Annotated in this window: 24 protein-coding genes and 1 tRNA gene; 6 read left to right on the top strand and 19 right to left on the bottom strand. The window is 72.1% G+C overall.

Annotated elements, in window-relative coordinates; genetic code table 11:
* Positions 1-30: 30 nt before the first annotated feature.
* On the bottom strand, positions 31-486 hold the full coding sequence (locus tag QRN49_RS14450) for a winged helix-turn-helix transcriptional regulator (protein ID WP_284756492.1): 456 nt from the start codon (positions 484-486) through the stop codon (positions 31-33).
* 84 nt (positions 487-570) lie between these two features.
* On the opposite strand from QRN49_RS14450, the gene QRN49_RS14445 reads away from it, so the two are divergent.
* Positions 571-1266, top strand: coding sequence for an SDR family oxidoreductase (locus tag QRN49_RS14445; RefSeq protein ID WP_111029862.1), 696 nt, complete (start codon positions 571-573; stop codon positions 1264-1266).
* Between the two features lie 84 nt (positions 1267-1350).
* On the opposite strand, the gene QRN49_RS14440 is transcribed toward QRN49_RS14445, so the two are convergent.
* The 5 genes from QRN49_RS14440 to serS form a co-directional block, all read right to left on the bottom strand.
* A complete protein-coding gene (locus QRN49_RS14440) occupies positions 1351-1914 on the bottom strand; it encodes a GrpB family protein (protein ID WP_284756491.1) in 564 nt (187 codons plus the stop codon).
* On the bottom strand, positions 1911-2441 hold the full coding sequence (locus QRN49_RS14435; protein WP_284756490.1) for a GNAT family N-acetyltransferase: 531 nt from the start codon (positions 2439-2441) through the stop codon (positions 1911-1913). The genes QRN49_RS14440 and QRN49_RS14435 overlap by 4 nt, the downstream gene beginning before the upstream one ends.
* A gap of 2 nt (positions 2442-2443) precedes the next feature.
* Positions 2444-2528, bottom strand: a tRNA-Ser gene (locus QRN49_RS14430).
* Between the two features lie 83 nt (positions 2529-2611).
* Positions 2612-3475, bottom strand: coding sequence for an HAD family hydrolase (locus QRN49_RS14425; RefSeq protein ID WP_084741461.1), 864 nt, complete (start codon positions 3473-3475; stop codon positions 2612-2614).
* Entirely contained in the window at positions 3472-4737 is a 1266-nt protein-coding gene (gene serS / locus QRN49_RS14420; RefSeq protein ID WP_259572332.1) for a serine--tRNA ligase, read from the bottom strand. Before serS ends, QRN49_RS14425 begins: the two co-directional genes overlap by 4 nt.
* A 55-nt stretch (positions 4738-4792) precedes the next feature.
* Here serS and QRN49_RS14415 point away from each other — a divergent pair, with 55 nt between their 5' ends.
* Positions 4793-5863, top strand: a complete 1071-nt coding sequence (locus QRN49_RS14415) for a diacylglycerol/lipid kinase family protein (RefSeq protein WP_111023675.1) — start codon at positions 4793-4795, stop codon at positions 5861-5863.
* A gap of 114 nt (positions 5864-5977) precedes the next feature.
* On the opposite strand, the gene pheA is transcribed toward QRN49_RS14415, so the two are convergent.
* The 4 genes from pheA to QRN49_RS14395 are packed head-to-tail and all read right to left on the bottom strand — an operon-like array spanning position 5978 to position 9619.
* Positions 5978-6934, bottom strand: a complete 957-nt coding sequence (gene pheA, locus QRN49_RS14410) for a prephenate dehydratase (protein WP_284756489.1) — start codon at positions 6932-6934, stop codon at positions 5978-5980.
* Between the two features lie 39 nt (positions 6935-6973).
* Entirely contained in the window at positions 6974-7519 is a 546-nt protein-coding gene (locus tag QRN49_RS14405) for a MarR family winged helix-turn-helix transcriptional regulator (protein WP_017888293.1), read from the bottom strand.
* Positions 7520-7547: 28 nt separating this feature from the next.
* Positions 7548-8027, bottom strand: a complete 480-nt coding sequence (locus QRN49_RS14400; RefSeq protein ID WP_284756488.1) for a hypothetical protein — start codon at positions 8025-8027, stop codon at positions 7548-7550.
* On the bottom strand, positions 8024-9619 hold the full coding sequence (locus tag QRN49_RS14395) for a molybdopterin-dependent oxidoreductase (protein ID WP_284756487.1): 1596 nt from the start codon (positions 9617-9619) through the stop codon (positions 8024-8026). Before QRN49_RS14395 ends, QRN49_RS14400 begins: the two co-directional genes overlap by 4 nt.
* A gap of 69 nt (positions 9620-9688) precedes the next feature.
* Between QRN49_RS14395 and QRN49_RS14390 the strand changes: the two genes are divergently transcribed.
* The 3 genes from QRN49_RS14390 to QRN49_RS14380 are packed head-to-tail and all read left to right on the top strand — an operon-like array spanning position 9689 to position 12243.
* Entirely contained in the window at positions 9689-10933 is a 1245-nt protein-coding gene (locus QRN49_RS14390) for a glycosyltransferase 87 family protein (RefSeq protein ID WP_111032933.1), read from the top strand.
* A gap of 5 nt (positions 10934-10938) precedes the next feature.
* On the top strand, positions 10939-11991 hold the full coding sequence (gene moaA / locus QRN49_RS14385) for a GTP 3',8-cyclase MoaA (protein WP_110865525.1): 1053 nt from the start codon (positions 10939-10941) through the stop codon (positions 11989-11991).
* Positions 11992-11994: 3 nt separating this feature from the next.
* Positions 11995-12243, top strand: a complete 249-nt coding sequence (locus tag QRN49_RS14380; protein ID WP_284756486.1) for a MoaD/ThiS family protein — start codon at positions 11995-11997, stop codon at positions 12241-12243.
* Positions 12244-12738: 495 nt separating this feature from the next.
* On the opposite strand, the gene QRN49_RS14375 is transcribed toward QRN49_RS14380, so the two are convergent.
* From QRN49_RS14375 to QRN49_RS14350, 6 genes are read right to left on the bottom strand one after another with little or no spacing between them, the layout of a single operon-like run.
* Entirely contained in the window at positions 12739-13839 is a 1101-nt protein-coding gene (locus QRN49_RS14375; RefSeq protein ID WP_017888287.1) for a calcium:cation antiporter, read from the bottom strand.
* Positions 13840-13851: 12 nt separating this feature from the next.
* Entirely contained in the window at positions 13852-14892 is a 1041-nt protein-coding gene (locus tag QRN49_RS14370) for an ABC transporter ATP-binding protein (RefSeq protein WP_284756485.1), read from the bottom strand.
* Positions 14889-15689 (bottom strand): ABC transporter permease, encoded by an 801-nt coding sequence (locus tag QRN49_RS14365; RefSeq protein WP_071246956.1) that lies wholly within the window; start codon positions 15687-15689, stop codon positions 14889-14891. The genes QRN49_RS14370 and QRN49_RS14365 overlap by 4 nt, the downstream gene beginning before the upstream one ends.
* Positions 15690-15692: 3 nt before the next feature.
* Positions 15693-16496, bottom strand: coding sequence for a molybdate ABC transporter substrate-binding protein (gene modA, locus QRN49_RS14360; RefSeq protein WP_284756484.1), 804 nt, complete (start codon positions 16494-16496; stop codon positions 15693-15695).
* The gene (locus QRN49_RS14355) at positions 16493-16909 is read right to left on the bottom strand and encodes a TOBE domain-containing protein (RefSeq protein WP_111024680.1); all 417 of its coding nucleotides are present in this window, start codon (positions 16907-16909) and stop codon (positions 16493-16495) included. The genes modA and QRN49_RS14355 overlap by 4 nt, the downstream gene beginning before the upstream one ends.
* Positions 16910-16968: 59 nt before the next feature.
* The gene (locus QRN49_RS14350) at positions 16969-18027 is read right to left on the bottom strand and encodes a ThiF family adenylyltransferase (RefSeq protein WP_284756483.1); all 1059 of its coding nucleotides are present in this window, start codon (positions 18025-18027) and stop codon (positions 16969-16971) included.
* 95 nt (positions 18028-18122) lie between these two features.
* On the opposite strand from QRN49_RS14350, the gene QRN49_RS14345 reads away from it, so the two are divergent.
* Positions 18123-19775, top strand: a complete 1653-nt coding sequence (locus QRN49_RS14345; RefSeq protein WP_284756482.1) for a glycosyltransferase family 39 protein — start codon at positions 18123-18125, stop codon at positions 19773-19775.
* A gap of 84 nt (positions 19776-19859) precedes the next feature.
* Here the strand turns inward: QRN49_RS14345 and QRN49_RS14340 are convergent, their stop codons facing one another.
* Genes QRN49_RS14340 through QRN49_RS14330 form a run of 3 tightly spaced genes read right to left on the bottom strand, consistent with a single transcriptional unit; the run spans position 19860 to position 23161 of the window.
* A complete protein-coding gene (locus QRN49_RS14340) occupies positions 19860-20792 on the bottom strand; it encodes a 4-(cytidine 5'-diphospho)-2-C-methyl-D-erythritol kinase (protein WP_027466065.1) in 933 nt (310 codons plus the stop codon).
* Between the two features lie 9 nt (positions 20793-20801).
* Positions 20802-22121, bottom strand: a complete 1320-nt coding sequence (locus tag QRN49_RS14335) for an O-acetylhomoserine aminocarboxypropyltransferase/cysteine synthase family protein (protein ID WP_284756481.1) — start codon at positions 22119-22121, stop codon at positions 20802-20804.
* A complete protein-coding gene (locus QRN49_RS14330; RefSeq protein WP_128780801.1) occupies positions 22121-23161 on the bottom strand; it encodes an LLM class flavin-dependent oxidoreductase in 1041 nt (346 codons plus the stop codon). The genes QRN49_RS14335 and QRN49_RS14330 overlap by 1 nt, the downstream gene beginning before the upstream one ends.
* Between the last annotated feature and the right edge of the window lie 21 nt (positions 23162-23182).

Here is a 23182-nt window from a genome sequence, read left to right as displayed (position 1 = left end):
ACGGGCCTCCTGTCCGTCAGCTGGTCGCGTTCAGGACGCTGGCTCCATGACGGCGCGGAGGCGCGCGGTCGGGATGCGCTGCTGCGCATCCACGGTCACGGCGGCGACCTCGACCGCCTCGCCGGTCTCGGCGTCGACGAAGCGCAGGTCCGACGCCCGCTCGGACGGCCGGTGTCGGTCTGCCCAGCCGCCGAGGGCGAGCAGCACGAGCGACAGGTCCCGGCCGGCGTCGGTCAGGACGTACTCCTCGCGGGCACGTGCCCCCTCGGGCTTGTAGGTCGTGCGCTCGAGCACTCCCCCGTCGACGAGTGAGGCCAAGCGTGCGGTCAGGATCTCGCGCGGGATGCCGAGGCTCTGCTGGAACTGGCTGAAGCGCGTCGAGCCGCCGAGGGCGTCGCGGACGATCATGAGCGTCCACTTCTCGCCGAGGACGTCGAGGGAGCGTGCGATGGGGCAGCGCTCGTCGCCGCCGAGGATGCCGAGCATGCGTTCATCCTAGCTGGGTTCGATTTCCGGACACAACGTGCTAGGTTCGGTTTCCGTACTCAACTTCCCTTCTCAGGAGCACTCATGACCGACCTCACCAACGCCGTCGTCCTCGTCACCGGAGCGAACGGCGGCCTCGGCGCCGAGTTCGTCCGCCAGGCCCTGGAGCGTGGCGCCACCAAGGTCTACGCGACCGCCCGCAACCCCCGCACCTGGGACGACGAGCGCATCGTCCCGCTCGCCCTCGACGTCACGAGCCAGGAGAGCGTCGACGCCGCGGCCCGCACCGCAGCCGACGTGACCGTCGTCGTGAACAACGCCGGGATCGCCGGCTCCGACCCGCTCGTCGACGTCTCCGTCGAAGAGGTCGAGCGCATCTTCGCCACCAACGTCTTCGGTGCACTCCGTGTCGCCAAGGCATTCGCGCCCTCGATCGCCAACGGTGCACTGATCGACGTGCACTCCGCCCTGAGCTGGGTCGCCCTCGCCGGCGCGTACTCGGCGTCGAAGGCCGCGTTCTGGTCGATCACGAACTCCCTGCGCCTCGAGCTCGCACCCCAGGGCACCCAGGTCGTCGGCGCCCACCTCGGCTACACCGACACCGGCATGATCGCCGACCTCGACGTCGAGAAGTCCGACCCCGCCGACATCGTCCGTTCGATCTGGGACGCGGTCGAGGCCGGCGAGCACGAGGTCCTCGCCGACCAGGTCAGCCGCGACGTCCGTGCCGGCCTGAGCGCCCCGCTCACCGCGCTCTACCCGATGCTCGCCAGCGCCTGAGGCCGGTTCTCGTCGGGACGGTGACGGTTCTGGTTCACGAACACCCGGGTTCCTGAACCAGAACCGTCACCCGCCCCGATCGTGTCAGCCACCCGCGCCGCGGTCGGTGATCCGACGGTTCGTGGCGGTGATGGCGGCGCGCTCGTCGTCGGTCAAGCCGCCGGCGCGCAGGATCCGGCCCAGCACCTCGCTCTTCCGCTCGATGTAGTCGTCGATGTCCTCAGCCTCGGTGGCCGCCCGGCGTTTCACGGCGGCGTACTCGTCGCGCAGCACCGGGTCGGAACGCAGCACGTCACGGACGGCCAGGTGGTTCCGCAGCGCGAGCGACTCGGCCGCGACCACGTAGGTGTTGGTCGGGGCGAAGCGCTCCGGAGCCCGGAACGCGCGCCGGTCCGGGACGCCGAGTTCACCGCGCGGTTCGAAGCCGATCGTCGCCATCGCCGCCACCGCAGCCGGGACGTCGGCAGCGTCCACCACGACGTCGACGTCGAGCACGGGCTTCGCCGCCAGGCCCGGCACGGACGTGCTGCCGACGTGCTCGATGCTCCGGAACGGCACATCGGCGTCGTCGAGCGCGGCGGCGTACGCATCGTGGAGCTGCCGGAACCGCTCGGGCCACGACGACCGGTACTCGACGACCTCGATCACGGGGCCGGCGTCGGCGCGAGGAGCTGGAACATGACGTGGTCGCGCCAGACCCCGTTGATCTTGATGTACTCCGGCGCGAAGCCGTACCGGGTGAAGCCGGCCGACTCGAGCGCACGCTGCGAGCCGACGTTCTCGGGCAGGGTCTCGGCCTGCACGCGGTGCAGACGGAGCACGTCGAACGCGTGATCGGCCGCCGCGCGGACAGCGCGGGACGCATGACCCTGGCGTGTGCGGTCGGCGCGGATCCAGTAGCCCATCGCGCACGACTGCAGCGCGCCGCGGACGACGCCGCTCAGCGTGATGCGGCCGAGGAGTTCCCCGTCGGCCGACTCGATGACGAACGGCACCGCGTTGCCCGCGCGCTGCGTGGCGAGGGCCTGCGTGATGACGTCCCGCTGGCCGGACTCCGTGTAGTACGACGGCGCTCGGGCCGGTTCCCACGGTCGCAGGTGGTCGGCGTTCTCGGTGATGACCGCAGCCAGGACGGCCGCGTCGTCGAGGCGGAGTGGGCGCAACCGTGTGTCCATCGCGGAGGGTGTGGGATTCGAACCCACGAGACATCTCTGCCCACCTGTTTTCAAGACAGGCTCCATCGGCCGCTCGGACAACCCTCCAGTGACGCGACCACGTGGCGAGACGTGATCGCGTCCCGGGAAGTCTACCCGGGCCTCCAGGCTGGGGTGCGCGCGAGCGCGGACTAGCGAGGCAGGGAGTCGAGCGCCGCTGCCAGGCCGTCGTCGGTGATGCCGCCGGTGAGCTCGTTGCCGGCGTCGACGACGTCGTCAGGGGCCTGGCCCATGACGACGCCGCGACCGGAGGTCGAGGCCCAGCGGAGCATGTCGATGTCGTTGCGGCCGTCACCCGCGGCGAAGACCCGGGATCGCGGGATGTCGAGCCATTCGCGGACGCGCTCCATCGCGGTGGCCTTCGTCACGCCCTCGGGAGCGATGTCGAGCCACGACGTCCAGCCGACGGAGTACGAGACCTTGTGCAGGCCCATCTGCTCGACGATCTGCAGGAAGTCCTCGGTGTCGTGGCCGGGCGAGATGACGACGACGCGGGTGGCTTCGACGCCGAGCAGCTGCTCGAACGGCACGTGCTCGCCCTCGACGGTCATCGTGTCGTCGGGGAAGTTGCCGGACAGCAGGAAGTGACCGGTCTCGTCCTCGACGCCGAACGCCGCGTTCTCGAGCGCGCCGTGGATGGTCTGCAGCACCTCGGACGGGTCGAACCGCTCGACGTGTTCGCGCACGTAGGAGCCGTCGGCGCGACGGGCCAGGATGAGCGCACCGTTGGCGCAGACCAGGTACTTCGGCCGGATGCCGAGGGTCTCGAGCAGGGGCACGGTCATGCCCTCGCTGCGGCCGGTCGAGAGCATGACCTCGTGCCCGGCGGCCTCGGCGTCACGGACTGCCGCCACGACGGCCTCGGTGATGACACCGTCCTCGCGCATGGTGGTGCCGTCGATGTCGAGCGCGACCAGCCAGCGCTTGGTGCGGGCGGGCGCGTCGGTGCCCGCGCCCTGCTCGGTGCCGTCCACGAACCGTCCCTGGGTGCTCATCGGGGCTCGATCACCTCGACGCCACCGAGGTAGGGGCGCAGGACCTCCGGCACGACGACGGAACCGTCGGCCTGCTGGTGCGTCTCGAGGATCGCGACGATCCAGCGGGTGGTGGCGAGGGTGCCGTTCAGGGTGGCGACCGGGGCCGTCTTGCCGCTCTCGGTGCGGTACCGGATGTCGAGGCGGCGGGCCTGGAACGTCGTGCAGTTCGACGTCGAGGTGAGCTCGCGGAACGTGCCCTGCGTCGGGACCCAGGCCTCGATGTCGTACTTCTTCGCGGCGCTCGTGCCGAGGTCGCCGGCGGCGACGTCGATCACGCGGTAGTGGAGCCCGAGGTCCTGGAGCATCTCCTCCTGGTGGGCGACGAGGCGCTCGTGCTCGGCCTCGGCCTGGTCGGGGTGGACGTAGGCGAACATCTCGAGCTTGTTGAACTGGTGCACGCGGAGGATGCCGCGGTTGTCCTTGCCCGCCGAACCGGCCTCGCGCCGGTAGCAGGTCGACCAGCCGGCGTAGCGGTGGGCCTGTCCTTCCTCGAGCGGCAGGATCTCGTCGGCGTGGAACCCGGCGAGGGCGACCTCGCTCGTGCCGGTCAGGTACAGGTCGTCGGCTTCGAGCCGGTAGACCTCGGCCGCGTGCTCACCGAGGAACCCGGTGCCGGCCATCGTCTCGGGGCGGACGAGCGTCGGCGTGATGAGCGGCTCGAAGCCGGCGGCGATCGCACGGTCGAGGCCGAGCGACATCAGCGCGATCTCGAGCCGGGCGCCCATGCCGCGCAGGAAGTAGAAGCGCGAGCCTGAGACCTTCACGCCGCGGGGGATGTCGATGATGCCGAGGTGCTCACCGAGGTCGGCGTGGTCCTTCGGCTCGAAGTCGAACTCGGGCTTGGTGCCGACGGTGCGGAGCGTGACGAAGTCGTCCTCGCCGCCCTCGGGCACACCGGGGAGCACGACGTTCGGGATGCCGCGGACGACGGTGTTGAAGGTGTCCTCGGCCGCGGTGACGGTGGCCTGCGCCTCCTTCACCTTTGCGGCGAGGGCCTGGGCCTGCTGCACGAGCGCGGCCTTCTCGTCCTTCGGGGCCTTGGCGACGGTCTTGCCGAACGCGTTCTGCTCGGCGCGGAGCGACTCGAACGAGGTGATCGCACTGCGGCGGGCGGAATCGGCGGCGACGGCTTCGTCGACGACGGCCACGGAGGCACCACGCGCCTGCTGTGAAGCCTTGATGACGTCCGGGTTGTCGCGAAGCAGCTGTGGATCGATCACCGCCCCATCCTAGACGGGGGCAACCGCACGCAGCCTCGATCGGTAGCGTGGACGTATGTCGACCCCTTCGGAGACCGCGCCCGCGGACCAGGACGCCCTCCCCACCGAGCAGCGGACGGCCGCGGTGGTCTACAACCCGGTCAAGGTCCACCTGCCGACCCTCAAGCGCACGGTGCAGGAACACCAGCAGCAGGCCGGTTGGGCCGAGACCCTGTGGTTCGAGACCTCCGAAGAGGACCCGGGCGGCGGCATGGCCCGCGCGGCGATCGAGGCCGGTGCCGACGTCGTCGCGGCGGCCGGTGGTGACGGCACGGTCCGTGCGGTCGCCGAGGTCGTGCACGAGTCCGGTTCGACCCTGGCGCTGCTGCCGAGCGGCACCGGCAACCTGCTCGCGCGCAACATGAAGCTCCCCCTCGACGACCTGGCCGCGAGCGTCCGGACGATCTTCCACGGCGACGACCGCAAGATCGACTTCGGCATGCTCAAGGTCGAGCGCCCCGGGGGCGAGCGCGAACGCTTCGGCTTCCTGGTGATGGCGGGCCTCGGGCTCGACGCCCGGATGCTCGTGAACACCCGCCCCGAGCTGAAGAAGAAGGTCGGCTGGCTCGCCTACGTCGACTCGCTGTTCCGTTCGGTGCGCGACGCCAACGCGTTCGAGTTCCGCTACCAGCTGGACGACGACGGCAACCACTCGCTCCGGGCGCACTCGCTCATCGTCGGCAACTGCGGCATGCTGCAGGCCGGCGCGATCCTGCTGCCCGACGCCGAGATCGACGACGGCGTGTTCGACATCGCCGTGATGCGACCCCGCGGGTTCTTCGGCTGGGTGCGGATCGGTGCCCGGGTGTTCTGGGAGAACGGGATCCTGCGGGCGTTCCGCCGGTCGAACCTGGGCAAGACCGCCGTCGGCAAGAAGATCGTGTCGCGTTCGCGCGAGGAACGACCCCTGCGCTACCTGCGCGGGCAGGAGTTCACGGCGCGGCTCGAGCGGCCCGACGAGTTCGAGATCGACGGCGACCCGGTGGGCGAGGTCATCGCCTTCCGTTCGCGCATCGACCCGATGGGGCTCTCGGTGCGCGTACCGGACCCTGCGGACGACCGCCACGGCTCGCGCCAGGTGCCCTGACCCGGCCGATCGCTCCGTGCGAGGTTCCGTCGTCCGTGCGAGGGCCGCGGGCTCTCACGGACTACGGAACCTCGCACCACACGGCGTCACGGCACCGCGGAGCGCCGCACCGCGCTACCGCACCCCGGGCTCGCCCGACACGATCGCGCGCAGCCAGTCCCGCGCCTCGACGAACGCGGCGTCCGAGTAGCGCGCCGGAACCTCGGGGCGGGCACCGTCTGCACGCGGGTACGACCCGAGGAACGTCACGCGCGGGCTGAACCGGCGCAGGCCGAGCAGTGCGTCCGCGACCCGCTCGTCGCGCACGTGCCCGTCGAGATCGATGACGAACCGGTAGCGGCCGAGCTCGTCACCGATCGGCCGTGACGACAGCAGCCCCATGTTGATGCCCCGCGTCGCGAACTGCTCGAGCATGTCGACCAGGGCGCCGGGGTGGTCGGCGGGCAGCTCGACGATGACGCTCGTCTTGTCGGCGCCGGTCGGCTCGGGCAGCGCCAGGGTCTTCGACACGAGCACGAACCGGGTGACCGCCGAGGCGTTGTCGCCGATGGACGACGCGAGGACGACGACGTCGTGGTGGTCGGTGATGCCGGGCGGCGCGACGGCGGCGTCGGCCGTGGGGTTCGCCTCGAGCAGGGCGAGGGCCGCGGCGACGTTGGACGACGCCGGGATGTGGCCGTGGCCGGGCAGGTTCGCCTCGAGCCAGTTGTGGGTCTGGGCGTAGGCGACCGGGTGCGCGTTCACGGTGCGGACGTCGGCCAGGGTGGTGCCGGGTCGGGCGACGAGCACGAAGTCGACGGGGACCAGGTACTCCCCCACGATCCGCACGCCGGGGATCCGGGCCAGGGCGTCCTGCGTGGCGCTGACCCCGCCGTCGACGCTGTTCTCGATCGCGATGACGGCCCCGATCGAGCGGCCGGACATGACGTCGTCCAGGGCCTCACCGACGTTGTTGACGCTCCGCCAGGGCTTGCCGGCGGCCGCCTCGACGAGCTTGAGGGCCGCCTCGGTGAAGGTGCCGGCGGGTCCGAGGTAGGAGTACGTGTCGGACGGCGCGGCGGGGTCGGTCATGCGGCGAGCCTATTGCAGGGACGCGGAGGCCAGGCGGCCTCAGTCCGTCGCCGCACCCGTCAGCCGCTGCTCGCAGATCGCGGTGTCGTCGTCCTCGCGCGGGTAGGTCAGCGCCGCGAACCGCCCCTCGGGGTCGAGCCGCGTCAGGAGCGACGCCGCGATGCCGTCGAGCTGCGCGACCTGCTCGTCGGAGAGCGCGTCGATGACCACCCGGCGGGCGGTGCGGACGTGGTCCGGGGCAGCGTCGACGATGGTGGCGTACCCGGCGTCGGTCAGCCGGACGTCGGTCGCTCGGCGGTCGGAGGTCGACGGGCACCGGGTCACGAGCCCGCGCTTCTCGAGCCGGGACACCACGTGCGACAGCCGCGGCAACGAGGCGTTCGTGGCCGAGGCGAGCGCCGACATCCGCAGGGTCCGGGTGTCGGTCTCGGAGAGCATCGCGATGACCATGTAGTCGAAGTGCGTCAGGTCGGCGTCACGCTGCAGCTGCTGGTCGAGCGCCGCCGGCAGGAGCTCCATGACCGCGACAAGCTTCATCCACGCGCGCAGCTGCTCGCGGGTGAGCCACGGGGTCTCGTCGGTCATGACCTGATCATACCGAAAGGTTGTCTCTTTAACCAGTGGTGCGCACCGCGGACGAACCGGACGGACCAGCCGAACCAGATGAACCGCCAGCGCGACGCGACCGCACCACCCCGATGACGAGCACGACCACCACGACGACGAGCAGCGCCCCCTCGACGAGCAGCAGCCGCGTGCCGTAGTCGAAGGGCAGCACGGTCGGGTTCTTCTGCCCGTGGTCCTTCGCAGCGATCTCCGGCAGGACCACCAGGGCGAGCACGCTGCCGAGCACGATCGCCGCCTGCACGACCACGAGCACCCAGGCCCGCAGCGAGCGTCCGGCCCGACGCAGCAGCAGCCCGGCGCCGACCACGAACGGCGACAGGATCGCGTCGTGCAGCACCACCGCCGCGAGCAGCCAGACCCCGAGCCCGCCGATGCGGTTCGGCTTGACGGACGTCACGAGCACGTACGCCCCGAACGCGATGACCAGCACACCGATCACCACGAGCACGATCCGCGCGGCCTTCACCGGAGCACCTCGATCTTCTCGATCCACTTGGTCTGCAGCACACCGGGCCGCCCGGGAGCGATGATCCGCGCCGGGAACCCGTGGTCCAGGTCGAGCGTCGCACCGTTCAGCTCGAGGGCGACGAGCGTCGTCGGGTCCTCGGCGTACTCCGGTCCCATGTCCATGATCCGGTAGCCGCCGTGCCGCTCCAGGCTCGTCACGCGCACGTGCGCCCCCTGCGGTGCCTGCACGGCGTCGAGCAGGTCGCGCATCCGCACGCCCTTCCAGGTCGCCATCTGACTCCACCCCTCGACGCACGAGATCGGCAGGTCGACCTGCGCGGTGCCGAGCGCGACGAGTTCCGCCCGGACGAACGTCCGGCTCACGTCGTGGCCGACGACGGTGAGCGTCCAGTCGGCGGCGGTCGCGGTCGCGAGGACGCCGGCTGCCCGCGCGGTCCGGTTGACCGGCAGCCCGTTCGCGCCGATGCCGCGACCGCGCGCACCGAACACGTTGAACGGTTCCGCGAGCTTCGAGGACTGCCCCGCCGTGAGCGCGACGACACCGACGGTCGCCGCCGTCACGCCGGCGAAGAACCCGCGTCGGGCGATGCGCTGGCGTCGTCCGGTGGCTGCTTCCGGCGTCGGCCTGGAGGCCCGGCTCGCCTCCGCCACGTCGGCCGTCGGCTGGGCGGGACTCGGCTCCTCGGACACCTCGCGGGTCTCCGGGGCCGTGTCGGGTCCGGTGGGACGGGACTCGGCGCCGCCGGGGGCGGCGTCGACGCCGTCGATCCAGCGGAACACGCGGCCCAGCAGACCCGGGGCCGTGGGCCCGGTGGTCTCGGAGACCGCAGCGCGCGGGGCGGACGCACCACGGGCCTCCAGGCCAGGAGGAAGCAGTTCGCTGCCGGACGCGGGGTCCGCGATGAACCGGCCGTGCGCGTCGTAGGAGTCGCGCTTCCGCCAGTAGCGGGCGATGACCGGCAGCTTGGCGGCGATGTGGATGGCCAGCGAGCCGATGATCACGTAGGCCAGGGCGTTGTGCACCTGGCGGAACGGGAACGGCCACGGGTACCACTGGTACGTGTTGAGCAGGCCGGTGACGACCTGGATGATCGACGCGGACACGAGCACCGCGATCGACAGCCGCTCGAGCAGGTGCAGCACGCCGCGCACCGGCGGCACCTGCACCAGGGCGGGCATGACGGTGTTGAGCTTCGCGAGCAGCAGCGGGATGATCGCGATGCCGGTCGTGATGTGCAGGCCCTGCGTGAACTGGTACAGCTGCGTCGGACGGGTCGGGAACCGCATCCAGCCGAGCGGTTCCTGGAGCAGGTGGCTGTAGATCCCGGTGCCGAAGCAGATCAGGAACGCGATGCCGAGCAGACGCCCGAGCACCACCGCCGAGCGGGCGTTGCGGTTGGGGGACGCCAGAGCTGCTCGTCCGTCGTGCAGCAGGCGCTGGAGGCCGGATAGCCTCGACGGACCATGAGCGACCGACTGCGTGCCCTCCGACCGTCCCTGGCCGACGGCACCGCCGCCCGGATCGGCACGGTGCTGGCCGTCGTGGGAGTACTCGCCCTGTCGGGCGTCATCGCCGTCGGCGTCACGCATCTGGGGTTCCTCCGATCGGGCCATCGTTCTGCATTCGTTGCGTGGACGCTGATCGCTTGGACCGTCTTCGTGATCGCCGTGCTCGCGGTGCGTTTCGTGCCCGTCCGGTGGATGACCACCATGGTCATCGGCGGAGCGGTGGTGATCGGCATCGCCGCGCTGGTCGGCCCGCCCAACACGAGCACCGACTCCGCTCGGTACGCGTGGGACGGCATCGTCCAGCATGCCGGTGTCTCACCGTACGCGCACACCCCCCAGTCCGCGGCACTGTCCGGTCTCCGACCCGACTGGTTGTTCCCCGACAAGGTGGACGGCACGTGCGATCCGCTGAAGCCCCGGTTCCGCGGGCTCGGCGACGGCGCCGACGGGCACTGCACCGCGATCAACCGGCCCGACGTCACGACGATCTACCCGCCGATGGCGCAGCTGTGGTTCGCCGCGGTGCGGTTCTTCGTGCCGGCGACCGCGCAGTACCTGCCGTTCCAGGTCGCCGGGCTGCTCGTGTCGCTCGGTGTGACCGTCGGGCTCGTCCTGGTGCTCCGCCGCATCGGCCGTCCGACCTGGTGGGCGGCGCTCTGGGCCTGGTCGCCGCTCGTCGCGTCCGAGGCGGTCACCAACTCGCACGTCGACGTCGTCGGTGCCGCACTCGCCACGGCCGGTGTCGTGCTCGTCGCGTTCGGCCGACCGATCTGGGGCGGCATCGCGCTCGGGGCCGCGACCGCGACGAAGCTCATCCCGGCGATCGTGTACCCGCCGTTGCTCGGCCGCGGTCGGGCGTGGTGGGCGATCCCGATCGGCATCGCCGTGTTCGGGCTGCTCTACGTGCCCTACGTGCTGACGACCGGGCTCGACGTGCTCGGGTACCTGCCCGGTTACCTGAACGAGGAGGGCTACGAGGACGGCTCCCGGTTCGCGCTGGTGTCGCTCGTGGTCAAGGGCGACGCGGCGACCCTGGTGGTGGGGCTCCTGGTGCTGCTGGCGGCGTTCGTCGCGTGGCGGCTGTCCGACCCGGCTCGCCCCTGGTCCGGCGAGGTCCTGATGATCGGCGTGACGTTCCTCGCCGTGACGCCGCGCTACCCCTGGTACGCGCTGCTGCTCATCCCGTTCGTGGTGCTGTCCGGGCGGTGGGAGTGGTTGTCGATCGGCCTCGCCATCGCGCTGCGCGGGGTGTGGCCGTCGGCGGACGCCTACCGGTGGTGGTTGCTCGCGGCCGTGGCGGTCATCGTGGTCGTCACGCTGCTGCGCACGGAGCGGTCGCAGTGGCGACGGTGGTGGGAGCGGCTGACGTTCCGGCGCGTGGAACACGTACGCTGACGACCATGGCACCCGCGATCCTGCTCGGCACGACCGGCTCCGTGGACCCGGCTCCCGCCGGGCTCGTCGACCGCTTCGGGCGTCGCGCCGTCGACCTGCGGGTGTCGCTGACCGAGCGCTGCAACCTGCGCTGCACGTATTGCATGCCCGCGGCCGGACTGCCGTTCGCCCCCGACGAGGCCCTGATGACGGCGACCGAGATCGAGCGGCTGGTCCGGATCGGCTCGTCGCGGTTCGGCGTCCGCAAGGTCCGGTTCACCGGCGGGGAGCCGATGCTCCGGCACGACCTGGTCGACGTGATCGCCCGGTGCGCCGCGCTGCCCGACGCCCCGGAGCTGTCGCTCACCACGAACGCGATCGGCCTCGCCCACCGCGCCCAGGGCCTGTACGACGCCGGGCTGCGGCGCGTGAACGTCTCGCTCGACACCGTCGACCCCGACGTCTTCACCACCGTGACCCGCCGCCCGTTCCTCGACAAGGTGATCGCCGGGCTGTCGGCCGCGCACGACGCCGGACTCGACATCAAGGTGAACGCGGTGCTGCTGCGCGGCATCAACGACGAGGCCGCCCCGGAACTCCTCCGCTGGTGCCTGGAGCGTGGCTACGAGCTGCGGTTCATCGAGCAGATGCCCCTCGACCCCGACCACGCTTGGGACCGCACCGAGATGATCACCGCCGCCGAGACCCGCGCGCTGCTGGCGACGTCGTTCGTGCTCACGCCGGACGACGCCCCGCGGGACGGTGCCCCGGCCGAGCGGTACCGCGTGCACGACGCCGTCACCGGCGAGCCGCTGGGCACCGTCGGGATCATCGCGAGCATCACCGAGTCGTTCTGCGCCGACTGCACCCGCACCCGGCTGACCGCCGACGGGCACGTCCGCAGCTGCCTGTTCTCGGACGAGGAGACCGACGTGCTCGGGCCGATGCGCTCCGGGGCGGACGACGACGAGGTCGCCGAGCTCTGGCGGCTCGCGATGTGGGCGAAGCCGCGCGACCACGGTGACGACAGCGACGAGCTCGTGCACCCGACACGCGGCATGAGCGCGATCGGCGGCTGAGGCATGACCACGATCCGGTTCTTCGCCGCTGCCCGCGCTGCCGTGGGTGTCGACTCGCTGAGCACGACCGGCCGCACCATCGAGGCTGCCCTCGGCGCGATCGATGCGGCCGACGTGGCGGACCCTGCGCGATGGAGTGCGCTGCAGGAGCGCTGCTCGTACCTGGTCGACGGTGTGACCACGCGCGACCGGGCGACCTCGCTCGACGGGGTCGAGGTCGTCGACGTCATGCCGCCCTTCGCAGGGGGCTGAGTTCGGCGGCTGAGCTCGGCGGCTGAGCGGTACGCCCGTTCCTTCCCAGAACACCCGCGATACCTGGTGTTTCCGGGCATACCGTGTCGGAACTTCCGATCAGGTACGCCCGACTCGACCAGGTACGCCCGGAACAACCAGGCACGCCCGACTCGACCCCGTGCCCGCGCCCCCCGCGCCCGTTCCTTCCCAGAACACCCGCGATACCTGGTGCTTCCGGGCATACCTGGTGCGAACTTCCGACCAGGTACGCCCGATCCGACCAGGTACGCCCGGAACAACCAGGTACGCCCGATTCGACCCCGCGCCCGCGCGCCCCGCGCCCGTTCCTTCCCAGAACACCCGCGATGCTTGGTGCTTTCGGGCATACCTGGCGCGATCTTCCGACCGGGTACGCCCGATTCCACCAGGTACGCCCGGAACGACCCGGCGCAGCCAGCCCAGCCCCACCCCGACCCCGCCCCGCCCCGCCCCGCCCGCGCCGAACCCCCCGCCCTACGGCGAGACGGACAGCACGATGAACGCGGCGAAGATCACCAGGTGCACCCCACCCTGCAGCCGCGTGGCACGACCGGGCAGCACGGTGAGCACCGCCGCGACGATCGTCAGCGCGAGCAACACGATCTGCGACGGCCCGAGCCCGAGCAGCAGCGTCCCCGGCATGAACAGCGACGCGACCGCGATCGACGGGATCGTCAGACCGATCGACGCCATCGCGGACCCCATCGCCAGGTTCAGGCTCGTCTGGATCCGGTTCCGTGCGGCGGCCTTCGACGCTGCGATGCCCTCCGGCAGCAGGATGAGCAGCGCGATCACGACACCGACGAAGGACGGCGGGAACCCGACGGCGGCGACCCCGGCCTCGATCGCGGGCGACTCCACCTTGGCGAGCCCGACCACGGCGACGAGCGCGACGACGAGCAGCCCGAGCGACACCATCGTGGTGCGTCCGGACGGGCGTGCGGCGTGGGCGTCCTCGGACTCGACCAGGACCCCGCCGGCACGGTTGACCGGCAGGAAGAAGTCGCGGTGCGCCACGGTCTGCGTGACGACGAACAGCCCGTAGAGCACCAGTGACGCGATCGCGACGAACACCAGCTGCGTCCCCGTGAAGGACGCGTCGTCGGTGCCGGTGGTGAACGTCGGCAGCACCAGGGTCAGCACGGCGAGCGCGGCCACCGTCATGGTCGCGGCGCTCGCGCCCTCCTGGTTGAAGCGCACGGTGTTGTGCCGCAGGGTGCCGATCAGGATCGCGAGGCCGACCAGCCCGTTCATCGTGATCATCACCGCCGAGAACACCGTGTCGCGCGCCAGGGTCTCGGCCTGCGCACCGCCCGAGCTCGACAGCGAGATGATGAGGGCGACCTCGATGATCGTCACGGCGACGGCCAGCACGAGCGAGCCGAAGGGTTCCCCCACGCGGTGCGCGACGACCTCGGCGTGGTGGACGGCTGCGAGCACCGTGACCGCGAGCACGACGGCGACGACGACCACCACGGCGGTACCGAGCCCGTAGCGGCCGTAGGAGAACGCGAGCACGACGGCCGCCAGGATCGGCGTGGCCACGGGCCACACCTTGGGGAACCAGGAGGTCATCCGACCATTGTCTCAACCACGGGGCGCGTAGACCGCCACCTCGACCGCGGGGACGTCGATGCGCACCGCGTCGCCGGGGGCGATCCCGAGCGCGGTCAGCCGCGCGAGCGTCAGGTCCGCCACCAGGTCACCGGCCCGCACCCGCACCAGTCCGTCGCGCGGTTCGAGCGACGAGACGGTGCGCGCGGCTCCGGCACCGTCCCGCGTCAGCACGGCGGCCGTCGGGTGGAAGGCAGCCAGGGCGGGCCGGCCGGGAGGCACGGCATGCGTCCCCGACGCCAGCTCGCCCCCGCCGTCGATCGCGATCCCGCCCCCGGTGGCGGTCCCGTGCACCAGCGCGAGTCCGGAGAACGTCGCGGCGAACGCACTCGTCGGACGACCGAGGACGGCAGCGGGGGTGCCCTGCTCGACCGCCCGGCCGCCCTCGAGCACGACGACGCGGTCGGCCAGTGCGACGACCTCGACCGGGTCGTGCGTGACGAGCACGGCGGGACGACCGGCGACGGCGGTCCGGAGTGCCGCGCGGACCTCGTCCTGCGCGCCGACGTCGAGCGCCGAGGTCGGTTCGTCGAGCAGCAGCACCGCCGGGTCGGTGGCGAGCGCCCGGGCGATCGCGACGCGCTGCGCCTGTCCGCCGGAGAGCGTGCGTGGGTCGCGGGTGGCCAGGTCGGCGGCACCGACGGCGTCGAGCGCGTCGCGGGCGAGCTGCCGGGCCGTGGCGCGACCGGCTCCGGCCGCACGGGGTCCGAAGGCGACGTTCCCGACGACGTCGAGGAACGGGAACAGGTCGGACCGCTGCGCGACGAGTCCGGCCCGACGACGGTGCGTGGGGACGGCGTGCCGTGGGCTCGAGACCTGCACCCCGTCGAGTTCGATCCGGCCGGCGTCGATCGGCAGCAGCCCGGCCAGGGCCTCGAGCACCGTCGACTTGCCTGCACCGTTCGGCCCGATGACGGCCAGGCACTCCCCCGCGCGCACCTCGATCGCGACGTCGACGTCCCGCGACCCGACGACGACGTGCGCCCGGACGCCCACCGAACCCTCGGCCGTCACGCCAGGGCTCCGCGGGTGCGGAACGACGAGGCCCCGATGACGACGACGGCCACCACGACGAGCACGACCGCCAGGGCCACCGCGGTGTCCGGGTCGACCTCGCGCTGCAGGTAGACCTCGAGCGGCAGGGTCCGGGTGACCCCCTGCAGGCTGCCGGCGAAGGTCAGGGTGGCCCCGAACTCGCCGAGCGCCCGGGCGAAGCAGAGGACGAGCCCGGAGACGATGCCCGGCAGGACCCGCGGCGTCGTGACGGTCAGGAACGTCCGAGTGGGTCCGGCGCCCAGGGTCGCGGCGACCCGTTCGTAGCGGTCGCCCTCGACGCGGAGCGCCCCCTCGACCGAGGACACCAGGAACGGCATCGCGACGAAGGTCTGCGCGATGACCACCGCCGTCGTGGTGAACGCGATGTGCAGGCCGTGGTCGTCGAGGAACGCCCCGACCACCCCGAGCCGACCGAAGGCCGCGAGCAGCGCGAGGCCGCCGACCACCGGCGGCAGCACGAGCGGCAGGAGCACGACGGCCCGGGCGACGCCGACCCAGCGTGACCGTGAGCGCGCGAACAGCACGGCGAGCGGGTACCCGAGGACGAACGCGACCCCGGTGGCCGCGAGCGCCGTGCCGAGGCTGAGCCCGAGTGCGGTCAGCGAGGCGGTGGAGGTCACGAGCCCGACGAAGGACGACCAGTCCACCCGGCCGAGCATCGCGAGCACGGGCACGACGACGAACAGCCCGCCGAGCACCGCGGGCAGCGGGAGCCACCACGCGACCGGCGGCCGTCCGTCAGCGCGCGGAGCCACGGGTCAGGGCTTCCCGAAACCCGCGTCGGCGAGCACGCGCTGCCCTGAGGCGGAGCGGACGTACTCCGAGAACGCCTGGGCGAGCGCCGGGTCCTGGGATTCCCGGAGCACGCCGATCGGGTACGTGTTGACGGCCTTGCCCGACTCGTCGAACGGGACGCCGTCGACCTTGCCGCCGGCCCCTCGGACGTCCGTCACGTAGACGAGTCCGGCGTCGGCCTGCCCGGACTCGACCTTGCCGAGCACGTCGGTGACGGACTGCTCCTCGCTGACCGGGCGCAGGTCGACACCGGCGGCTCGCTCGACCTTTGCGGCTGCGGCACCGCACGGCACCGGGGCGGCGCACGTGACGAGCTGGACGCCCGGAGCCGTCAGGTCGTCGAGGTCGGTGATGCCCTTCGGGTTGCCCGGCGCGACGGCGATCTCGAGGACGTTCGTCGCGAAGTCCTGCGGCGACCCGCTCGCCAGGTCGGTCGACGCCAGCTTCGCCATGTTCGCTTCGTCGGCGGACGCGAACACGTCGGCGGGGGCACCATTCTGGATCTGGTTGACGAGGTCACTCGAGCCGGCGAACGAGAACCGGATCGAGGCACCGGGGTTCGCGGTCTCGAACTGCTTGCCCAGGGTCGTGAAGGTCTGCTGCAGGGACGCCGCCGCGAACACGGTGATCGAACCGGTCGGCCCCTCGGTGTCGGAGCCCGCCGGGGCCGATGCTCCCGACCCCGCCTCCGGAGCCGTGCACGCAGCGAGTCCGAGTGCGACGGTGGCGGCGATGGCAAGCGCCGCGAACGGCCGGAGGCGGCTCATCGTTCGTCCTCGTGCCGGGCAGGTGCCTCGACCGCGACCATCGTGGCCTTCACGGACGCCACCGCGACGGACCCGACCTCGAGCCCGAGGTCGCGGACGGCCTCGGCACTCATCAGGGACACCACACGGTGCGGGCCGCACTGCAGCTCGACCTGCGCCATCACGGTGTCGACGACCAGGTCGGTGACGATCCCGACGAAGCGGTTGCGCGCCGAGCTCTTCACCGCGGACGCCGGGTCGGTCAGCTCGGAGCTGCGTTCCCGCGCGTAGGCGGCGACCTCGCGACCGTCGACCACGGCTCGCCCCGCGTCGTCCGTGGCACGGGTGAAGGTGCCGCCGTCGACGAGTCGTCGCACGGTGTCGTCGCTGATCCCGAGGAAGGCCGCAGCGTCCCGTACCCGCAGTTGCGTCATGATCCACCGATCCTATCCGCGGATGCGGCGGCAAGGGCGGTAGAGACGACCAGGCTGGGTCAGGACCGGTGCTCGATCGCCACGGGCAGCCCCTCGCGACGCCAGGCCTCGAAGCCGCCGTCGAGGACCGTCACGCGCCTCCCGGCCGGTTGCCGCGCCGCCCACGCGTCCGCACGGGGGCCGCGTGCGCAGTAGACGACGACCTCGTCCGCACCGGTGTCGTCGGTGACGGCACCGGCGACCACGCCGGCCGCCCGTTCCCCGTCGGTCCGGACGTCGACGACGACCAGCGGGTCCGACGGGTCCGCCACCCTGGCGGCCAGGGCGGACGGCGCGATGCGCGGCGTCGCGGCGGCACCAGCAGCAGGTGCCGGTCGACGCGAGGCGGGTCCGCGACGGACGGGGCTCTCCGTCCAGCGCCACCGGCGGGCGTCGACGGTCAGCACGCGTCCGAGCAGCGGGTCGCCGCTGCCGGTGACCAACGCGAAGACCTGTCCCGCCATCACCGCACCGACCGCACCACACAGTGCGGGGACGACGCCGTCCAGGGCGCACGAGCCCTCGTCGGGCAGCGCGTCGGGGTGCAGGTCGTGGAAGTCGACGCCGTCCGGCCCGGCGTCGCGGAAGACGCTGACCTGCCCGTCGTGGCCGAGCACGGTGCCCCACACGAACGGCACGCCCGCTTCGGCGCAGGCGTCCGAGACGGCCCGGGTGACCACGACCGAGTCGGCGGCGTCGACCACGACGTCGTGTCCGGCGACCAGGTCCGGCGTGAACGAACCGACCACGGCGACCGCGTCGAGTTCCGGGTCGACGGCGACGGCTCGGGCGACCGCGACCTGCGCCTTCGGCGAGCCGACGTCGGCGGCGGTGAAGAGCGTCTGCCTGGCCAGGTTCGAGGCGTCGACCACGTCGGGGTCGACCACCGTGAGCCGACCGATCCCGGCGAGGTACGCGACCACCGGCGCCCCGAGCCCGCCGGCCCCGACGACGAGGATGCGCGAACTGGCCAGGCGTCGCAGCCCGGTGACCCCGACGTCGGCGAGCGCGGCGGTCCGCGAACCGAGCTGCATCCGCCCCGGGGAGAGTGCGGCGGCAGGGGCGACGAGGGGTTCCATCCCGTCATTCTGGCCCGTCGCACCGAACTCCTGCATGTGAGAGTTCAGCGCCCGGACGCGGCGGATCCCCAGAGCAGATCGGTACGGTCGCGGGCGTGAGTTCCCCGCGCACCGGCACCGTCCCGATCCGACGCACGACGTCGGACGCGTCGGTGCGCGCGCGCTCGCTGGGGCTCGTCGTCGCGGCCGTGCGAGCCCTCGCACGGACCCCCGAGATCACCGTCGGCGCGCTCGGCGTCGTCGTCGCAGCGGCCTTCAGCTGGGTGCCGTCGGTCTGGTACGACGAGGCCGCGACCATCGCGAGCGCACAGCGCAGCTGGCCGGCACTCTGGGCCGAGCTGCAGAACGTCGACGCCGTCCACGGCCTGTACTACGCCGTGATGCACGTCTGGTTCACGCTCGTCGGGTACTCGCCGTTCACGCTGCGGTTCCCGAGCGCGCTGGCCATCGGGGTCTCCGCCGGCCTCGTCGTCGCCCTCGGCCGTCGTCTCGGCGGGGTGCGGCTCGGGGTCGTCTCCGGGATCGTGTTCCTGGTCCTGCCGCGCGTCGCCTGGGCCGGCACCGAGGGGCGTCCGTACGCCACCGTCACGACCTTCGCCGTCGCGCTGACCCTGGTGGGGATCACCGCGGTCCGGCGCACCCGGACCCGGCACCACGCGGCCCGGTGGTGGGTCGTCTACGGCCTGCTCGCCGTGGTGGCCGTGCTGTTCAACGTCTACCTGGCACTGGCCGTCGTCGCGCACGGGGTCGTGCTCCTCTGGACCGCCGTCGCCGACCGTGCCGCACGGCGCAACGCCGTGCTCTCGCAGCGCACCGGTCCGGTGACCGCGCCGATGGTCGACCGCGCCGCGTTCGTGCGCTGGGGCGTCGCCGCCGTCGGGGCCGCGATCGTGGTGTCGCCCTTCATCGTCCTCGCCGCAGGACAGGCCAAGCAGGTCGGCTGGATCACCGGCGTCGGGTGGGCCACCGTGCGCCAGGTCGTCGCGACCGCCTGGTTCGGTGCCGTCTGGCCGTACGCGGTGCTCGGGTGGGCGCTGATGATCGTCGGCGTCGTGCTCGCCGTCCGGGCCACCCGACGCCCTTCCCCGACTGCCCGTGACCTGCTGCGGATGCAGGCCGTGCGCGTCGCCGTCCCCCTGACGATCCTGCCCACCGCACTGCTCGTCGGCGCGACCGCGGCCGGGGAGCACCTGTACTCCCCGAAGTACGCCAGCCTGAGCCTGCCGTTCGTCGCGCTGCTCATCGGCCTGGCGATCACGGCGATCCGACCCCGGCGGTGGCTGGCGCTCGCGGTCGTCGGGATGCTGCTCGTGTCGGCACCGACGAGCACGATCGTCCGGCTGCCCCACGCCAAGCAGGACTCGCACTGGGCGAACGCGGCGGCGATCATCGAGCGCGAGCGGGACCGGCGCACCGACCAGAACGAGGGCGTCGTCTTCGGCAGCGTCTGGGAGCACCCGGGCACCACCGCGCAGGTCATCGCCGACTCCTACCCCGAGGCCTTCACCGGGATGCGCGACCTCGCCGTCGCCGAGACCGGTGCCGAACGCGGGCAGCTCTGGAACGTCAACGGGGACATCGCGACGACGGTGCCCGAGCGGATCTCCGGCATCGACACCGTGTGGTTCGTCGGCGGCAAGTCACGGAACATCCGCCCGCAGGTCACCGACACGCTCGTGGCCGAGGGGTTCCACGTCGTGCGCTACTGGCACACCGGCACGGTCATCCTCTGGAAGTACAGCCGCTGACGGTTGCGGTCCACCCGCTGACAGTGGCGGTCCCGCCGCTGACGGTGGCGGCACATCCGCCGACGGCTGTGCCGGGGCGTCGGGTCAGTGCACCACGCGTGCGCCGTGCACCGGACCGGTGGCCCGGAGTGCGACGAGGCCGGCGGCGCTGAGTTCGACCTGCAGTTCGAGCGCGGCGTCACGGTCACCCACCAGGAACGCCACCGTCGGTCCGCTGCCGGACACCAGGCCGGCCAGGGCGCCGGACTTCTCACCGAGCTCCAGCGTCGCCGCGAGCCGGGGCTGCAGCCGCATGGCCGGTGCCTGCAGGTCGTTGTGCACGCAGTCGGCGAGCAGGTCGGGGTCACCCGCGCGCAGGGCCTGCAGCACGTTGGCCTCGACCACGGGGTGCGACGGCGCCGGGGAGATGTCGGCGCGGTACCGCTCCCGGTGCTCGTCGAGCGCACGGTAGACGGCCGGGGTCGACAGGCCGTCGTCGCTCAGGGCGAGGACCCAGTGGAACTCGCCCTTGGCCAGCGCCGGGCTCAGCTCGTCGCCGCGACCGGTGCCCACGGCGGTGCCGCCGGCGAACGCGAACGGCACGTCGGCGCCGAGCTGCGCGGCGAGCCGGAGCAGCTCCTCGCGACCGAGCGCGGTGCCCCAGAGCGTGTCGACCGCGAGCAGGGTCGCCGCGGCGTCCGCGGAGCCACCGCCCATGCCGCCGGCGACGGGCACCTGCTTGTCGATGGTCAGCCGCACGCCACCGCGGTGTCCGGCCGCGTCGGCCACGAGCCGGGCCGCACGGATGGCCAGGTTCGACTCGTCGACCGGCACGGTGCTCGTGTCGATCGGCCCCGTGAAGGTGACCGAGAAGTCGTCGGCGGCCTCGGCGGTGACGTCCTCGTACAGGGACACCGCCTGGTACGCCGTGGCGACGTCGTGGTAGCCGTCGTCCTGCAGCGCCCCGACGGACAGGAACACGTTGATCTTGCCGGGGGCGCGCGTCCGCACGCGGGTCGGTGCGGCCAACGTGGTCATGCGCCCAACCTATCCCGCTGCGGCTGCCGTGAACCCCCGCGCCAGGTCCGCGGTGATGTCGTCGATGTGCTCGAGGCCGATCGACAGGCGGATGAGACCGTCCCCCACCCCCGCGGCAGCCCGCTCGGCCGAGGTCATCTGCACGTGGGTGGTCGATGCCGGGTGCACGACGAGCGAGCGGACGTCACCGAGGTTCGAGACGTGGTCGAACAGCTCGAGCGCCGCCACGAACCGTCGGCCCGCGGCGACCCCGCCGGCCAGGTCGAACGACAGCACGGCCGACGGTCCCTTCGGCACGTAGCGCTGCTGCAGGTGGTGCCACGGCGAGTCCGGCAGGCCGGCGTAGTGCACGTGCTCGACCTGGTCGTGCGCGTCGAGCCAGGTCGCCACCGTGGCGGCGTTCGACACGTGCCGGTCCATGCGGAGCGACAGCGTCTGGATGCCCTGCAGCACCAGGAACGCGTTGAACGGCGCGATCGCGGGCCCGAGGTCGGCGGACAGCTTCGAGCGGGTGCGCTGGATGAACGCCCGCCGCCCGAACTTCTCGGCGAAGTTCGTGTTCGCGAACTCGGACTGCTCGGTCGTGGCCAGCTGCGGGTAGGCGTCGGCGTGCGCCGCCCAGTCGAAGTTCCCGCTGTCGACGATGAGCCCGGCGATGGCGCTGCCGTGTCCGGCCAGGTACTTCGTCGCCGAGTGCACGACGATGTCGGCGCCGTGCTCGATCGGGCGCACCAGGTACGGCGTCGCGATGGTGTTGTCGACGATGAGCGGCACCCCGGCCTCGTGCGCGACGCCGGCAACCCCGGCGAAGTCCAGGACGTCGCCGCGGGGGTTCGGGATGGACTCGCCGAAGAACGCCTTCGTCTCCGGACGCACCGCCGCCGCCCACTCGGACAGGTCGGTCGGGTCCTGCACGAACGTGAAGGTGATGCCGAGGTCCCGCAGGGTCGAGGCGAACAGCGTGTAGGTCGCGCCGTACAGCGAGGCGCTCGACACCACGTGGTCACCGGCGCGTGCGACACCGAGCACGGCCAGCGACGTCGCCGCCTGCCCGGACGCCAGCGCCAGCGCACCGATCCCGCCCTCGAGGTCGGCGATCCGGCGTTCGAGTGCTGCCGCGGACGGGTTGTTCACCCGCGTGTAGGTGTGGCCGGGAGCGTCGAGCATGAAGCGCGCGGCGGCGTCCTCCCCCGACGGGTAGACGTACGCGGCGCTCTGCGCGATCGGCGGCACGTTCGCGCCCCACCCCGGGTCGGCCTTGAAGCCGGCGCGGATCTGGCGGGTCTCGAACGCCCAGCCGTCCTCGGCGTTGGTCGGCGTGGCACCCATCAGGACTGCGCCCCGACCGACTGCCGGACGAGCGGGATGACCTGCTCGCCGAACCGGTCCATCTCCTCGAGCTGCGGCGAGAACTGCAGCAGGAGCGTGTCGACCCCGGCGTCCTCGAACTCCCGGATGCGGGCGGCCACCTGCGACGGCGTCCCCACGAACCCGGGGCGCAGGCCGCGGTTCGACACCGAGTAGTCCTCGAGCGAGGGCACGTGCTCGAGCTGCGACTTCGAGATGAAGTCCTGGTACGACTCGTACGCCGTGCCGTGCTGCACGTCGGTGATCCGGGCGAGCTCGGCCTGCGCCTCTTCCTCGGTCTCGCGCACGATGACGTACGCGGCCATGCCGAACGCCTCGAACGGCGGCAGACCGGCGTCGACGCGGCGCTGCTTCATCTCGTCGATCTTCGCGCGGAGCTCCTCGACCGTGCCGCCGTGCGTGACGTAGGCGTCGGCGTACCCGGTGATCGCGGCCTTGCCGGCCTCGCTCTCCCCACCGGCGTAGATGCGCGGCGTCACGCGGGGCTTCGGCTCGAGGTGCGCGTTCTCGATGTCGTAGTACTCGCCCGAGAACGAGTACGGGGTCTCGCGCCACAGGCCCTTCATGACCTCGACGAACTCCGCGGTGCGCTTGTACCGGTCGTCGTGCTCCGAGAAGATCCCGCCGTACTGCTTCGCCTCCTCCGCCCACCAGGCGCTCACGACGTTGAAGGTGAACCGGCCGCACGAGATGTCGTCGATCGTCGCCGCCTGCTTCGCCGTCACCGCGGGCAGGTGGTACCCGGGACGCATCGCCGCCATGATCTCCAGGCGCTCGGTCGTCGCCGCGATGGCCGCCGCGAGCGACCAGGCCTCGAGCGAGGGTGCCGCCGTGCCCTTGATGTCGTTGAGGTTGAGCTCCGGCACGAGCGTCAGGTCGAAGCCGATCCGCTCGGCGCGCTGCGCCAGGCGCTTCACGTAGTCGAAGGTGACCGGCATGTTCTCGTTGTCGACGTTGCGCAGCCAGCCGCCGAAGAGCGGGGTCCAGTATCCGAATCGCACGTGGGTTCCTTGGGGGTGTGG

This window comes from Curtobacterium sp. ME-Dv--P-122a (assembly GCF_030209645.1).
GTDB lineage: Bacteria > Actinomycetota > Actinomycetes > Actinomycetales > Microbacteriaceae > Curtobacterium > Curtobacterium flaccumfaciens.
This window is presented reverse-complemented; position numbering and strand designations above follow the sequence as displayed.